This is a genomic window from Microbulbifer mangrovi (assembly GCF_002009015.1).
Lineage (GTDB): Bacteria > Pseudomonadota > Gammaproteobacteria > Pseudomonadales > Cellvibrionaceae > Microbulbifer > Microbulbifer mangrovi.
The window spans coordinates 1-15218 of the sequence record NZ_LZDE01000325.1; the positions used below are offsets into that span (position 1 = coordinate 1).

The 15218-nt window shown below is 55.4% G+C and carries 11 protein-coding genes; 10 read left to right on the forward strand and 1 reads right to left on the reverse strand.

Annotated elements, in window-relative coordinates; translation table 11 throughout:
• The 7 genes from B4U49_RS12525 to roxA all read left to right on the forward strand — a co-directional run.
• A partial coding sequence (locus B4U49_RS12525) for a TonB-dependent receptor (RefSeq protein WP_143735649.1) occupies positions 1-990 on the forward strand: 990 nt, incomplete at its 5' end.
• A gap of 112 nt (positions 991-1102) precedes the next feature.
• Entirely contained in the window at positions 1103-2326 is a 1224-nt protein-coding gene (locus B4U49_RS12530) for a phosphotransferase (RefSeq protein ID WP_143735650.1), read from the forward strand.
• Between the two features lie 67 nt (positions 2327-2393).
• Positions 2394-3536, forward strand: coding sequence for an acyl-CoA dehydrogenase family protein (locus B4U49_RS12535; protein ID WP_078084945.1), 1143 nt, complete (start codon positions 2394-2396; stop codon positions 3534-3536).
• A 123-nt stretch (positions 3537-3659) separates the two neighbouring features.
• Positions 3660-5354, forward strand: a complete 1695-nt coding sequence (locus B4U49_RS12540) for an AMP-binding protein (protein WP_078084946.1) — start codon at positions 3660-3662, stop codon at positions 5352-5354.
• Between the two features lie 48 nt (positions 5355-5402).
• Positions 5403-6506, forward strand: a complete 1104-nt coding sequence (locus tag B4U49_RS12545; RefSeq protein ID WP_078084947.1) for an NAD(P)-dependent alcohol dehydrogenase — start codon at positions 5403-5405, stop codon at positions 6504-6506.
• A 9-nt stretch (positions 6507-6515) separates the two neighbouring features.
• Positions 6516-6986, forward strand: a complete 471-nt coding sequence (locus tag B4U49_RS12550; RefSeq protein ID WP_078084948.1) for a DUF4334 domain-containing protein — start codon at positions 6516-6518, stop codon at positions 6984-6986.
• Between the two features lie 267 nt (positions 6987-7253).
• The gene (gene roxA / locus B4U49_RS12555; RefSeq protein ID WP_078084949.1) at positions 7254-9293 is read left to right on the forward strand and encodes a rubber dioxygenase RoxA; all 2040 of its coding nucleotides are present in this window, start codon (positions 7254-7256) and stop codon (positions 9291-9293) included.
• Between the two features lie 68 nt (positions 9294-9361).
• Here the strand turns inward: roxA and B4U49_RS12560 are convergent, their stop codons facing one another.
• Positions 9362-10366: an AraC family transcriptional regulator gene (locus B4U49_RS12560; RefSeq protein ID WP_158078619.1), complete on the reverse strand. Its 1005-nt coding sequence runs from the start codon at positions 10364-10366 to the stop codon at positions 9362-9364.
• Positions 10367-10609: 243 nt separating this feature from the next.
• Between B4U49_RS12560 and B4U49_RS12565 the strand changes: the two genes are divergently transcribed.
• From B4U49_RS12565 to B4U49_RS12575, 3 genes are read left to right on the forward strand one after another with little or no spacing between them, the layout of a single operon-like run.
• Positions 10610-11818 carry an acetyl-CoA C-acetyltransferase gene (locus B4U49_RS12565; protein ID WP_078084951.1) on the forward strand — a complete coding sequence of 403 codons (1209 nt, stop codon included), beginning with the start codon at positions 10610-10612 and terminating at the stop codon, positions 11816-11818.
• A gap of 58 nt (positions 11819-11876) precedes the next feature.
• A complete protein-coding gene (locus tag B4U49_RS12570) occupies positions 11877-14030 on the forward strand; it encodes a 3-hydroxyacyl-CoA dehydrogenase NAD-binding domain-containing protein (protein ID WP_078084952.1) in 2154 nt (717 codons plus the stop codon).
• 10 nt (positions 14031-14040) lie between these two features.
• Complete coding sequence (locus tag B4U49_RS12575) at positions 14041-15213, forward strand: acyl-CoA dehydrogenase family protein (RefSeq protein ID WP_078084953.1); 1173 nt, start codon at positions 14041-14043, stop codon at positions 15211-15213.
• The last annotated feature ends 5 nt before the right edge of the window (positions 15214-15218 follow it).

Below are 15218 nucleotides of genomic sequence, written 5' to 3' on the forward strand. Positions count from 1 at the left end.
GCGGCCTTTACCCACTGGAACCTCGACCTTAGCGAGCGTCTCGGCCTGACCGTAGGCGCGCGCTATTCCGTGGATGAGAAAGAGGGCGCGATGGTGCGCAACTACTTCTCTCCTGCGCCGACGGCGGTATTCCGCCTGCTGGGTGTGCAGCCCGGTCCCGAATACGCTGATTCCTTCGAAGACAGTGCGATCAGTGGCAGTCTCGCCGCACGGTATCAGGTTTCTGATGACATGATGGTGTACGCGTCATACAGTCGCGGTTACAAATCCGGCGGCGTCAATATCGATAATACTGCCGCGGGTACGTTGGTAAATAACCCGGCTGAAGTGCCCGGTGCGGTACCGCTGGATCCCACCTACAGATCCGAATTTGTCGATGGCTATGAGCTGGGCCTGAAGAGTGAGTATCTTGCTGGTCGCGCTCGCTCCAACCTGGCGCTGTTCTACAACGACATCGAAGACCTGCAGATTGCGCAGTTTATCGGTACTCAGTTCACCATCGACAACGCGCCGGAAGCGACTGTCTACGGCCTGGAACTGGAAAACCAGTTCCTGCTGAGCGATGCCTTCTCTCTCAATTTTGATGTAACCCACATAGCGGATGCGAAGTTCGGTGACGATCCCGTCCTTGGCGCCCTCGCTGACCGCAACTTTGCACACGCGCCGGAATGGGCCGCCAACCTTGCGCTGGGCATGGATCAACCCGTTTCCAGCGACTTTAGCCTGTTCGGTCGTGTCGGCCTGAATTACTCCACCGAGCTGTATACCAACACTTCCAATGACCACATGCGTGGTAACCAGGGAGAGCTCGCAGCTAACGTGGGGGTGCGTTCGGAAACTGCCGGCTGGACCCTGGCGGCCTGGTGTCAGAACTGTACTGACGAGCGCTACGTGACCCAGCACTTCAATTCACCGCTGCAGGGCAATGATGCCAATGGTTATGTATCTGCCCCCAGAACTTACGGTGTGACATTGCGGGGTTCCTTCTGACTTTCCTCTTCGCGACGGGGTGACCCGTCGCGGATCCGGAAACATGGGGCTTTTCCGAGGATGCATGTAAGTGCTGTAGAAGATCAGATGCGAAACAGATGTGGGTATTTTCATGAGTCAGATAGCAATAACAGCCGGCCTCGGTGCTCAGGCGGGAAGGGAAGGCGTCGCCAAGAGCGATATTCTGTTTCCTTCCCCCGCGCACGCGGCGCACTCGGGGCGGCATGTTGGCGCGCTAGCGTCTACCGAGTTAATTACAGTGGCCTGGCTTACCGATGCACTGCAGCTGAAAAATTCCCATTGGCCTGCGATTGAATCTTTCAGTAGCGAGCCCGTGATGCTGACCGACTTTGATGTGCTGGTTCGTCTGCACCTGAAATATCAGGCCAGCGTCGAGTCCGATGCAGCAGGTGATCAGTCGCCCGCGCCGGCCAGTATCCTGGCGAAATTTTCGCGTCCGCTGCCCGGTCCCGAATGGGCGGAGTTCGTGCGTCAGTCACTGGTGAGGGAGGCTTCGGCCTATCAGGAGCTTACCAATCACTACGCCTGCCGGATTCCCGGGCTGCTTTTTGCCGCTGCGGGAAAAAAGCACTTCAACCTATTGCTGGAAGATTGCGGTGGGCAGCGCTTTGAATGCAGGGAAAGCCCCGATGAACACTTGTCGGAGCACGAGGCGGTATTGCAGGAGTTGGCGCAGCTGCATGGATGTTTTGTGCGCACCTCACCCGCATCCGCGCCCCCGTGGCAATTGCGTCAGCGGGAGTATGCGCGTTTGATCGCTCATCACTATCGGCGCGGTGTTGATGCCCTTCGGGACGCCTATTCGGGTTGGATGGGGCCTGAGTATTTTGAACTCATTGAAGCATTTTCTGACGACGTGGCGGATTGGCATCGCTACGAGCGGCATATGCTCACGCTCACTCACGGGGATGCGCGATTGGAAAATGTGCTGTTGCAGCGTGAGGGCGGCAATTGTCGCGCGAGCCTGTGGGGTTGGAAGCTGGTCGGTGTGCGCAACCCGATGTTCGATGTCGCCTGCCTGCTATCCAACGATCTATCCTATGTCGCGCGCAACAATTCCGAACCCGTCCTGCTACAGCGCTACTGCAAAGTTTTCGAGCAGAGCGGTACGCAGTATTCACTGCGGGAAGCCAGTGAAGACTATCGCTTCCACCTTTTTGCCCCACTGATCTTCAATATCTGTGCCAGCGGTTTCCTGAAGGATTCTGTTGCCCAGAATGGGGAGCTGATGAAGAAAATTCGCCGTAATTGCATGGCCATTGTCGATTGGGACGGCATGGGTCTGATGGAAAAACGGCGCAATGTGATCGCGTGAAACGCGCTCACGCACTAAATAGAATGAAGTAACGCAGCGCGGTAATACAGCGCAGTAAGGAGCCAGCATGATCCCGAGAACACTGTTTCAACCAGAGCACGAAGAATTTCGCCGCATGGTGAAGCGTTTCCTGGAAGCGGAAGTAACCCCTCATCACGAGCGTTGGGAAGAGCAGCAGCATGTCGATCGGGAGCTCTGGTATCGCGCCGGGGAACTGGGACTGCTGTGTATGACCATTCCCGAAGAATATGGTGGTATCGGTGGTGATCGTGTATACAGTGCCATTTTGATGGAAGAGCAGAGCTACGCCGGCGCAACCGGTCCCGGCTTTACCGTACATTCCGATATTGTTGCCAATTACATCTATAACTTCGGCACCGAAGCGCAGAAAAAGCAGTGGTTGCCGCGAATGGCATCGGGCGAGGCAGTCGGTGCTGTGGCAATGAGTGAGCCGGGCACCGGTTCTGACCTGCAGGCGATTACCACCCGTGCAGAAAAAGATGGTGACGACTATGTCATCAACGGTTCCAAAATTTTTATCACCAACGGTTACCTGGCCGATATCGTGGTCGTGGTGGCGAAAACTGGCAACAGCGGTGACGGAGCCAAAGATACTTCCCTGATCCTGGTGGAGGCCGATCGCGCGGGATTCAGCAAGGCGAAGCCGCTGAAGAAAGTGGGTATGAAGGCACAGGATACCTGTGAACTTTATTTTGAAAATGTACGTGTTCCCCAGTCGAACCTGTTGGGTGAGGTTGAGGGGCAGGGCTTTGTGCAATTGATGCGGGAGTTATCCTGGGAGCGCCTGATTATTGCGATTCTTTCCGTGAGCGGTGCGCGGGCAGCCCTGCAGCACACACTGGATTATACCCGGGACCGCAAAGTATTTGGGCAGCCGGTGGCAAATTATCAGAACACCCGCTTCAAGCTTGCGGAAATGAAAACCGAAATTGAAATCGGGCAGGTATTTGTTGACCGCTGTATCGAGGAAGTCCTGGAGAACAAACTGGCGCCGGAGGCAGCTGCAGCTGCCAAGCTCTGGACCTCTGAGTTGCTGTGCCGGGTGGTGGACGAAGGGGTTCAGCTGCACGGCGGTTACGGCTATATGCTCGAGTACCCGATCGCCAAGGCGTACATTGATTCCCGCGCTGGTCGTATTTACGGCGGCACCAACGAGATCATGAAGGAGCTGATAGCCCGTTCTTTGTGACGGGCACCTCGTTACCGGTCACTGTTAGTGTTTGATTAAGCGCAAGGGCTAATTGACAGCCCCGTGGCCCGAAAGTAGCTTGGACTGCAAATAAACATAAAAACTGAGAGGAAGTGGAGCGCAATGAGCCAGATATACGAGTTCGCCGAACCGCTGGAATATGTACTGCGTTGGGAGAAGGAGAGGCCCGCAGAGACTTACCTCACCCAGCCGCTCAAAGACGGCAGCGTGGAGTCCTTTACCTGGGGCGACACCGTTGATCAAGCCCGGCGGGGAGCCGCGTATCTGAAATCCCTGGATCTTCCAGAGGGCAGCAATATCGCCCTGATAGGGAAAAACAGCGCGCACTGGATTATCGCAGATCTGGCGATCTGGATGGCTGGACATGTACCGGTGCCGTTGTATCCCACACTGGGTGCCGATGCCTGCGCGTATGTACTGGAGCACTGTGAGGCGAAGCTACTGGTGGTTGGCCGCCTAGATGGCATCACCGACAGCTGGAATGAACTGGCTCCGGTTCTGCCGCAAGATCTGCCATTGCTCACCTTGCCCCAGGCACCCGCGGTTCGCGAAGAGAATAGCGTGGACTGGGCGCAGATTCAGCAATCTTTCGAGCCGCTTCAGGATATCGTGCTGCGTGGCCGCGATGCGCTGGCGACCATTATCTATACCTCGGGTACCACCGGTAAGCCGAAAGGCGTGATGCATAATTTTTCTTCCATGACCGCGCCAGCTGGTTGCTCGGTGAATTTGTGGCAGCCGTCCAATGATGACCGCATGCTTTCCTATTTGCCCCTGGCCCATGTGGCCGAGCGGGTAGCGGTTGAGATCCCCTCACTGATATTTGGTTTTCAGCTGTTTTTCAACGAGTCGCTGGAAACCTTCCCCGCGGACCTCAAGCGCGCCCGCCCGACACGCTTTTTCTCGGTTCCGCGCCTGTGGACCAAGTTTTACCAGGCGGTCAATGCGAAAATTCCGCCGTCCAAGCAGCGTATCCTATTTGCCATTCCCTTCCTTGGGAAAAAGGTCAAAAAGAAAATCTTGCAAGAGCTGGGTCTGGATAGCGTCAAGGTCGGGCTGACTGGAGCGGCGCCTCTCTCTGCAGAAATCATCAGCTGGTATCGGAAGCTCGGCCTTGAGCTGCTCGAAGTATTTGGTATGACGGAAAACTGTGCCGCCTCCCACGCCGCGCGCTCGGGCGAAGTCCGCCCGGGATACGTGGGTACCCCGCTAGACGGGGTGCAGTGCCGGATTGATAGCAATGGCGAAGTCCTGGTAAAGAGCCCCGGCCAGATGATGGGCTACTACAAAATGCCAGAGGAAACCGCAGCCAACCTGACCGAAGACGGATTTTTCCGCACCGGTGACCGCGGAGAACTCGACGAAAAGGGACGTCTGCGGATTACCGGTCGCACCAAGGATCTCTTCAAAACCAGTAAGGGAAAATATATTGCCCCGGTACCGATCGAAAACATGCTCGGTGCACACCCAGGAATCGAAGTCATTTGCGCAACCGGCCCAGGGCAACCGCAGCCGTTTGCCTTGGCGGTGCTCTCACCGGGCCTGCTCGATCCATCGAGTGCTGAGGACAAGACCCGTTTTGAGCGGGAATTCTCTGAACACCTGGATGAGATCAATCAGCAGCTCGAAGACCACGAACGTCTCAACTATGTGGTTATCGTCAAAGAGCCCTGGACGATCGAGAGTGGTCTACTGACACCGACGATGAAACTGAAGCGCAATGAGATCGAAGCGCGCTATCTCCAGTTCGCGGAAAAATGGCGTGACCGGAACCAGAAAATCATTTGGGAAGGTTGATCCGAGCTGTCTGTATACCCGTGTTGAATTGATCATGGTAGCGAACATATGAAAATACAGGCGGCAGTTGCACGGCCCGGTGCCATTGTAGATGTCGAGACGTGTGAACTGTCCGCGCCCGGACCGTCAGAGGTACAGATACGACTTGAGGCCTGTGGTATCTGCCACACCGATCTTCTCGCGATGGTCGGCCAGCTGGGGACCCCGCTACCGGCGGTGCTGGGGCACGAAGGGGTGGGCATAGTCGAAGCGCTGGGGGACGGCGCAACCCATCTGGGGATTGGCGATCGGGTAGTGATGAGTTTCGGGGCCTGCGGGAGGTGTCGGTCCTGTCGCGGGGCTTCCCCGGCATACTGTGACTCTGCGCTGGCAATGAATTTCTCAGGCCGTCGCCTGGATGGCTCGGCACCGATGACATTGGGAAGTAGCGCTATTTCGAGTCATTTTTTCGCGCAGTCTTCCTTTGCATCACATACCGTCGCCCACGTTCACAATCTCGTCCGCCTTGATCCCGATCTGCCGGCAGCTTTAATGGCGCCGCTTGCCTGTGGTGTGCAAACCGGTATGTCCTCGGTTTTGAATGTGCTGCAGCCGGGCAGCAGTGACCGAATCGCCGTCTTTGGCTGCGGCACGGTCGGGTTGGCGGCGGTTATGGCGGCCCGGATTGCTGGCTGTCGGGAAATCGTAGCGGTAGACCTGAGGCGGGATCGCACTGATCTTGCAATGGCGCTGGGTGCTACCGCGAGCATTGTCAGTGGGAATGTGGATCTCGGAAGCGCGCTGAAAAAATTTGGGTCATTGAATGGTGCGATCGATTGTACCGGGGCCATTCCGGTGATCGAAGCCGCTTTCCACGCCCTGGCACAGCAGGGTCAGGTGATTTGCGCCGGACTCAGTCCCGCCGGTAGAAAACTGGCGATCGATCCGCGTGAGCTGGTGTTTGGTGGACGGCGCCTGCGCGGTACGGTGGAAGGCGATGCGAATCCCCGCGAATTTATCCCCGAGATGATCGAATACTTTCGCGCGGGCCTGCTTCCGCTCGAAAAAATTGTCCAAACCTATCCGCTGATTGAAATCAATCAGGCGCTGGCAGACCTGTCCAGCAGTGCAGTGATCAAACCGGTGCTTGTTATGCCGTCAGGAGAAAACTAGGAGTAAGTAATGGAAACTGCAATTCCCGTTCAGGATAGCCTGTTGGTGAAGCGTTTCTCGCACTTGAAGGATGGTAATCCTGAGGATTATCAACTGTTCGCGTTTTTCGATAGCTTGCCGGCAATGCCCGCGGTGCGCATGCTCGGAGACTGGACCGGCGGTATCCTGAGCCAGAATCACCCGGTTGATAAGCAGCTTCATGCCATGGCCTGGAACGGAAAACGGTTTTCCAGTGCAGATGACGTGAACCCCATCATCAGCCTGGATAAATCGGGAAAACGGGTAGTCAATGATGTTCTGGGTACTGCGTCGCTGCGTGAGGTCGTATTTCGCGGTGTGGCAACAGCGACCATGATCTACGATAAAAGCCCGGTATTCGATCACTTCAGGAAAGTCTCCGAGGACCTGGTGGTTGGTATCATGGACCAGAAAGGCGACGGACGCCCTCTGGTGTTCTATCTAGAACGCATACATGGATAATTGCCAATCCGGCTGTTGAACCCTCTCTATTTCTTTACGCCGAATTTATTTGAGTCATCCGGGAACGAGCTTATATAGCGTGTTCTGATTCATCCAATTCTCATTTTATTTGCCAACTGTTTCGCGCGGTTCTGCGTCAGTCCTATAAAAATCATCCATTCAGACGAGGCCACGCAAGCGGCATTTAACTATCTTGGGTCACGATGGTGAGATGCTGCATTTGATGCATCCAAAAGCATAAACATAATAACTTTTGGAGATACTCCGATGGTTCGTTTGAAAGCGAAGGGCAAAGGCTTGCCTGCAGTTTTATTGGCGCTTTCGGCACTGGCTTCGGCCGGTGTCAGCGCTAACGAAGAATTACCACTTCTGGATCAGCAAACGGTCCGTTCCCCACTTTCCGCGGGCTGTGCAGGGCAGCCAGATAGCACGCCGATTCCGCTGGATCCGCGTACGCTGGTCGTGCCGGGCGTGAATAATCCCGACTCTGCGGTACAGTTCAATGCATTCTGGGTGGACTTGCATAATCCGCCGGAGCCTTTTATTCAGGATCCGCAAAAGTTACCCCCCAACCCGACGACCTGTGGCGAGTTTCGCGCGAGTGTCGAGCGGGGTAAGTACAACCTGGAAAGTCGTGACTATTTCCAGTTTTTCAGTACGTCCACCGCATATTACAAGCTGTATAAAATCTGGGGTTATCTGCTGCGCCCCTCGGACTTCGATGAGCAGGTGCGGAAGCGTTATGGCCTGACCAAGGCGCCGTTTAACAATCCCTACCCGTATCCCTGGGAAAACCCCAAGTGGACCAATGGCGGTAGTGGCCAGCTCCCTCTCGGCCTGGTCCAGGTAAAGGATGAAAACGGCCAGTACACCGGGATGATTGCCTCGTCCTGTTCCGGTTGTCACGATTCCAAAATCGGTGATGACGGCGAGTCCTATTTCCACTGGGGGCGCGCAAATGGCAGTATCGATGCCGGCCTGATCCAGTCCGACCTGTTCCGCGCCAATGTCTTTACCGAGCCGTTGCAGCTGGCTCCTATCCCCTGGAGTGTAAACCGCGGGAATACCGATGCCATCGGTATCATCGACTATCTACCCGCGTTGTTCGATATGGACACCATGATGCTTGCACCGAGCCTGCTGGAGTACTTTCCAAGTCATGCGGGTGGTCAGAGCAAGGCGCCACACTGGTATCACCGGGCATTCAAGACTCGTCAGTTCTGGGATGGCGCACTGACTTCCGACAATGTCCGGTCGGAAGCTGCGTTCGGTATGGCAAACCTGACTCGCAATGCGGAAGAGCGTCGCGCGCTGACACCAGAGTTCGAGGACATTGATAATTTCCTGATCTCCATGTCTCCCCCCACATATCCCGGTCAGATTGATGTCGATCTGGCGGAGCAGGGAGCGGTAATTTTCCACGAGCGGGATTTGTGGGCCGATGGTGCCAACGCGGATATTCCCAAGACCCCGGGTAACGGTTCCTGTGCCAGCTGCCACGGTGTTTATTCACCCCGTCACGCTGCAGACACCAACTATCTGCCGGATCCACGCCTGAAAGGTGTTTCTGGTGTGATTACTCCACTTGAAACCATTGGCACCGATCCTCAGCGTGCCCTGCTGATGGAAGATGAGAGAAAGCGTCGTGCGTGGAATACCTCTTTCTTCGCATATAACGATCTCAGCCCCGACCACACCGGATTCGTAGACAGTCTGATTGTCAGTGAGCTGAATCGCGTTCCGCGTTCTCAGTATGACCGCGGTGAGGGACCAGTGTTCTCACCGCTGGGACCCAATGAGTGGATTGATCCATTCGGCTACATCGCACCACCGTTGTACGGTGTGTGGGGCGGCGCTCCGTACTTCCACAACGGCAGTGTGCCGGATATGTGGGGCGTCCTGAAGCCGTCGTCTCGGGTAAGAATCTGGAAGCGTTATCAGACCGAGCCGGGTGACTTTGGCAAGAACCGCGGTCTGGATATGTCATTCGCGGCGTTCGATTGGGAAAAAATGGGTTGGAAGCACGAAGCGCTGGAGTGCAGCAATAACCTGCTGACGTCACCGTTCCTGCCGTGTACCAATGATATGGCGACACCGGATATTCTGTTTGCCAACGTCGCTAATAAAGTGGCGGAATTCAACTCTCTGGCTTATCAGACACCGCCACCGATTACCGATAAACAAATCAAGTCGCGGATGATCTTCAACAGTTACCTGTACAGTATGGGCAACCAGGGGCACGAATTTACCAAGTCCCTTACTGATGAAGAGCGTTATGCACTGATTGAGTATATGAAAACGCTTTAATCTCCTTGCACCGATAGTCGTTATTGTGGATCTTGGCCGCGGCACTCAGCGCGGCCTTTTTTATGGCTTTAGTAGTATTTCTTGCGGTACGCGTGGGGCGTGAAATCGGTCCACTTACGGAATGCTCGGATAAAGGTGCCCGATTCCGCAAAACCGGTAAGAAACGCAACCTGTTCTACTGACATCTCCGGGTTGGCCAGATGTTGCATGGCGACATCGCGCCGCAGTTGTTCTTTGAGCTCGCTATAGCCAATACCCTCGTCACTGAGCTGTTTACGCAGCTGCTTGGGGCTGGTGCCCAGTGCGCTGGCAACTTCCACCAGGGTAGGCATTTCGATCATATTCTGGCGCAGCAGTGAACGGGTGCGGCCGATCCAGCTTTGCAGGTTGTAATTGCTGAGTAGCAGGTTACGTTGCGGGTTGCGCAGGAAAAGCTCCAGGGTTTCCTGGGTCTGGCGCACGGGCTTTTGCAGCAGATCCCGGTTGAAGTGCAGTTCGCAATGGCCAGCAGCAAAGGTGACGGGGGCTCCGAGGAATATTGCGCGATATTCCCGGGCATGTGCCGGGGCGGCGTAGTTGAGATTAACCTGATTAATTCTCAGGTTGTGGCGGGTCAGCCAGGAAGCAAATCGGTGCAGCCCGAACATCACCATTTCGAAAACGTAAGGCTCCGGTTGTGTTTGTCCCTCCCATAGGGAAAAGCGCAGGATTGCGCTGTCGCCGTCGAGGAACATCTGTGGCCGCAAACCCCGTTCAATCATCGCGTAAAAATGGCAATAGCGTTTGAGCGCCTGACCGAGATTGCGTGTGTGGAGCATCCAGTGAGAAAGCGCTGCGCCGGTGCCGAGTTTCATTGTTGTGCGTGTATAGCCCAGCATTTCGTCCCCCATTTCCCGCATCGCGAGCGTCTGTAGATCGGCGTACTGACGCGCACTGACGCGGGCGGATTCGTCCTGCAAGATTTTCGGTGGCACGGCACATCGCTGCAGTAGCTTTTCCACGTTGAGTCCGTGATCTGGGGCGTAGCGTAACACCGCGTGTAGAAATGAAACCGGTATCGAGAAGTCCTGCATGATATCCCCCCTTTGATAGACCTCCATTCTCACCGGTGGGAACAAAATGTCAATTTATGGGTTTGGATGTTCTTGTTGGAGGTGGTTTCGGCGCTCCATAATGCATAAAAGGTTGATAATTTGGTGTGTGTCGGCTTCCGCGCTCAGTACCCTTGGAAAGTCGGCAGGCGCCTTTTAATAGCAGTTTGGGATGTAGTTCCAGATCAACTTTTAGAACAACTTTCAAAACAACGGGAATCAGCGATGACTCATACCGCTTATATCTACGACGCGATCCGTACCCCCCGCGGTAAGGGCAAGAAAGATGGCTCACTGCACGAGGTGAAACCCGTAGCTCTGGGCGCAGGATTGCTGCGGGAGCTTCAATCCCGCTTCGACCTCGACACCACTCAGGTTGATGACGTGGTGATGGGTTGCGTTTCTCCGGTAGGGGAGCAGGGTGGTGATATTGCAAAAACCATCGTGCAGTTTGCAGATTGGGACGAAAGTGTTGCTGGCGTACAGCTGGATCGTTTCTGTGCGTCTGGCCTTGAAGCGGTCAATATTGCCGCAATGAAAATTGCCTCTGGCTGGGAAGAACTTGTGGTCGCCGGCGGTGTCGAGTCCATGTCCCGCGTACCTATGGGGGTCGCCGGCGGTGCCTGGTTGAACGATCCTGAAGTGAATGTGCACGACGGCGCAGTTCCCCAGGGCATCGGTGCCGATACCATCGCTACCATCGAAGGTTGGGACCGCGAAGCGGTCGATCAATACGCTCTTGCATCGCAACAGCGTGCCGCAAAAGCGCAGAGCGAAGGATATTTCGATCGCTCCGTAGTCCCGGTGAAAGACCTGAACGGCATGACCGTGCTCGCCAAAGATGAGTTCATCAAACCAAACACCACGCTGGAAGTCCTCGGTCAACTCAAGGCCTCCTTCGCACCCATGGGGAGTATCGGGTTTGATGATCTGATGCTGCGCAAGTATCCCCATCTGCCGGCCATCAATCATGTACACACCCCGGGTAACTCCTCGGGCATCGTAGACGGCGCTTCTGCAGTACTGATCGGTAGTGAAAAAGTCGGTAAAGACCTTGGTCTTACCCCGCGCGGACGCATCGTGGCAACGGCTGTACTGGCAACCGACCCCACCATCATGCTGGTCGGACCCGGTCCGGCGGCAAAGAAAGCGCTGGCAAAAGCGGGTATGACCACTGCAGACATCGATCTGTTTGAAATCAATGAAGCATTTGCGGCCGTGGCGCTGCGTTTTATGAAAGACCTGGATATCTCCCACGAAATTACCAACGTAAACGGCGGCGCAATCGCGATGGGGCACCCACTGGGTGCTACCGGTGCCATGTTAGTCGGCACCATGCTCGATGAACTCGAGCGCCGTAATTTGAAGCGCGGTCTGGTAGCGCTGTGTGTCGGTGGCGGCCAGGGGATTGCCACCATCATTGAGCGGGTATAACGCGCATTTAGCGCGAACCACCAAGTGAACAACAGGTATTCAGAACAGGGCTAGAATAATGGCTGAGAAATATAGCGGATTCATTTACGAAAAAGACGGCAAGGGTATCGTGACCATTACCATGGATATGGATGGTCCGGTTAATGCGATGAATGAACAGTACCGGGCGGCAATGGCGGAAACGCTCGACCGTCTGGAAAAAGAAACCGGACTTGCCGGTGTGGTATTTGCCTCAGGGAAAAATACGTTTTTCGCCGGCGGTGACCTGAAGGCGCTTTCCAGTGTTGCACCGGGTGGTGAGCCAGAGCAGTTCGAGATGATCGAGTCGGGTGTCAAAGCACCCCTGCGTCGCCTTGAAAAACTTCCGGTGCCGGTAGTCGCAGTAATTAATGGTGCTGCCCTGGGCGGCGGTCTCGAGATCTGTCTGGCGTGTAATCACCGCATTGCATGGAACTCTCCCAAGGTCTCCATCGGCCTGCCAGAAGTCACCCTGGGACTGTTGCCTGGGGGCGGTGGTGTGGTGCGCAGTATCCATATGCTGGGTCTGGAAAAAGCACTGCCGATCTTGCTGGAAGGTAAGCACATGAAGGCCCGTGACGCACACGCTGCGGGTCTCGTGGATCAGCTGATTGAAGTAACCGAGGATCTGGTCAGCGCAGCGAAAAAGTGGATCGCGGAAAACCCCGATTCAGCGCTGCAGCCCTGGGACAAGAAAGGCCATAAGGTGCCGGGCGGTGATATCTGGAGCCCCAAGGTTAACACTATTCTTTCCAGTGCCCCGGCGATGCTATTCAAGAAGACCCGCGGCCTGTTGCCGGCGCCAGAAAAAATTCTGGACGTTGCTGCACAAGCAGTCACTGTCGATATTGATACTGCACTGCGTTACGAGTCACGCGCGTTGGCATACCTGATTACCACGCCCCAGGCGGTGAATATGATCACCACCGGCTTCTTCCAGATGAACAGTGTGAAGAGTGGCGCGAGTCGCCCGAAAGGCATTGAGAAGTCTTCGGTACGCAAGGTCGGCATTCTGGGCGCCGGCATGATGGGGCAGGGCATCGCCTACGCCAGTGCTCGCGTGGGTATCGAGGTGGTGTTGAAAGACATCAGCATTGAAGCGGCGGAAAAAGGCAAGGCCTATTCCGAAAAGCTGATGGACAAGCGGATACAGAAGAGCCGTGGTACCGAGGAAGAAAAGCAGCAGCTGCTAGGCCTTATCCACCCTACCGATCGCTATGAAGACCTGAAGGGATGTGACTTGATTGTGGAGGCGGTGTTCGAAAATATTGAGCTCAAGGCCAAAGTAACCCGGGAAGCGGAACTCTTTCTGGCTGAAGGCGGGGTATTCGGTTCAAACACATCAACTCTGCCGATTACCCAGCTGGCAGAAGTCAGCAAGAAGCCGGAAAACTTTATCGGTATCCATTTCTTCTCGCCGGTCGACAAGATGCCGCTGGTTGAAATTATCTGTGGCCAGCAGACCAGCGATGAGACACTTGCCAAAGCATTCGACTATGCCCAGCAGATCCGTAAAACGCCTATCGTGGTAAATGACTCTCTCGGTTTCTTCACCTCGCGAGTATTCAGTACTTTCCTCGATGAAGGCGCACGCCTGCTGGTTGAGGGGCTCGACCCGGTACTGATCGATGCCATGGGCAAGCAGGTCGGTATGCCCGTAGGACCGCTGACGATTCAGGACGAAGTCAGCCAGGAGCTCACACGCAAGGCTGCAGAAACCCATCGGGAAATGGGTGTGCTCGGCAGTAAGGGGGATAACAGCTGCAATATCGAAGTCTGTGAGCGGATGATTTCCGAGTTCGGTCGCGGCGGACGTTATCACGGTGGTGGTTACTACGAATATGCGGAAGACGGCAGCAAGGAGGTTTGGCCAAAACTTTACGAGTTGTATTTCCGCGACGACGTAAATCTTCCCGACGACGATATCAAAGACCGGTTGCTCTTCCGTCAGGTTATCGAAAGCCTGAAATGTCTACAGGAAGGCGTACTGCCCAGTGTCGCCGACGGCAATGTTGGCTCCCTGCTGGGAATCGGCGCTCCTATGTGGACCGGTGGCTTCATCCAGTTTGTGAACACCTACAGCCTGCAACGCTTTATTGACCGCGCCAATATGCTAGCGGCGCAATACGGCGATCGATTCCTGCCTCCAGCCATTGTGGCGGACACCCTCGCCAGGGGTGAAACCTTCAAGTGAGGGTGGGCTGATGCTGAAAAGAGATTTCACCGAAGAGCAGGTGATGTTCCGGGATGCCTACCGGAAGTTCCTGCAAGCGGAAATCGTGCCCTATATGGAAGGCTGGCGACAGGCGGGTATCGTCGATCGCCAGGCGTTCCGCAAGGCAGGTGAAATGGGGTTTCTGATGGTATGGCCGGATGAAGCCTACGGAGGTCTTGGAGATGATGATTTTCGTTTTGAACAGATCATTATCGAGGAAAACCAGTACGCCCTGACCGGGGACTGGTACACCACCCTGCACAGCCGTCTGGTCGGCCCTTACCTGACGCGGTTTGGTTCCCCGGAGCAGTTGCAGCGTTTCCTTCCCGGGTGCGTCAGCGGGGATACCATTCTCGCCATCGCGATGACGGAGCCAGATGCCGGCAGCGACCTTGCAGGGATGCGCGCGACAGCCATCGACCAGGGGGATCACTTCCTGCTGAACGGCAGCAAGACCTTTATCTCCAATGGCATCAATGCAGACCTCATTATTGTTGCCGCGAAGACAGATCCGGTGAACAACCCGCGCCAGATAGGTCTTTTCCTGGTAGAGCGTGGCATGGAAGGGTTCGAGCGCGGCCGTAACCTGAAGAAAATGGGCAAGAAAGCCCAGGATACCGCGGAGTTGTTTTTCAACAATGTGCGTATCCCCGAGGGAAATGTCCTCGGTGATCCAGCAAAAGGTTTTTCCTATCTGATGGAAGCGCTCGCTGAGGAGCGACTGATTGCCGCAGCGGAGTTTATTGCTGCGGCACAGAAAGCATTCGATGTGACACTGGATTTTGTGCGCGAGCGCAAAATGTTCGGCCGCACGCTGGCCGACTTTCAGAATACCCAGTTCAATCTTGCTGAATTACGTGCGGAGCTGGATATGCAGCAGGTGTTTATCGATCAGTGTGTCGCCGCCGTGAACCAGGGTACTTTGACCGCAATCGACGCGGCCAAGGCAAAACTGGTAACCAGTGAACTCCTGTGCCGGGTAGTGGATGAGGGGGTGCAGTTGCACGGCGGCTCCGGGTATATGGATGAGTACCCCATTTCGCGGATGTACACCGATGCGCGCATTACCCGCATCTATGCCGGAACCTCGGAGGTGATGAAACTCCTGATCAGTCGGGACTTCCTGCGTGACGATTACGAAAAATTTATCGACCGAATTTAGCGGAG

Coding starts and splice junctions, on each gene's coding strand:
- B4U49_RS12575 (WP_078084953.1), top strand. CDS start 14,041: ATGCTGAAAAGAGATTTCACCGAAGAGCAGGTGATGTTCCGGGATGCC.
- B4U49_RS12550 (WP_078084948.1), top strand. CDS start 6,516: ATGGAAACTGCAATTCCCGTTCAGGATAGCCTGTTGGTGAAGCGTTTC.
- B4U49_RS12540 (WP_078084946.1), top strand. CDS start 3,660: ATGAGCCAGATATACGAGTTCGCCGAACCGCTGGAATATGTACTGCGT.
- B4U49_RS12570 (WP_078084952.1), top strand. CDS start 11,877: ATGGCTGAGAAATATAGCGGATTCATTTACGAAAAAGACGGCAAGGGT.
- roxA (WP_078084949.1), top strand. CDS start 7,254: ATGGTTCGTTTGAAAGCGAAGGGCAAAGGCTTGCCTGCAGTTTTATTG.
- B4U49_RS12535 (WP_078084945.1), top strand. CDS start 2,394: ATGATCCCGAGAACACTGTTTCAACCAGAGCACGAAGAATTTCGCCGC.
- B4U49_RS12545 (WP_078084947.1), top strand. CDS start 5,403: ATGAAAATACAGGCGGCAGTTGCACGGCCCGGTGCCATTGTAGATGTC.
- B4U49_RS12565 (WP_078084951.1), top strand. CDS start 10,610: ATGACTCATACCGCTTATATCTACGACGCGATCCGTACCCCCCGCGGT.
- B4U49_RS12530 (WP_143735650.1), top strand. CDS start 1,103: ATGAGTCAGATAGCAATAACAGCCGGCCTCGGTGCTCAGGCGGGAAGG.
- B4U49_RS12560 (WP_158078619.1), bottom strand. CDS start 10,366: ATGCAGGACTTCTCGATACCGGTTTCATTTCTACACGCGGTGTTACGC.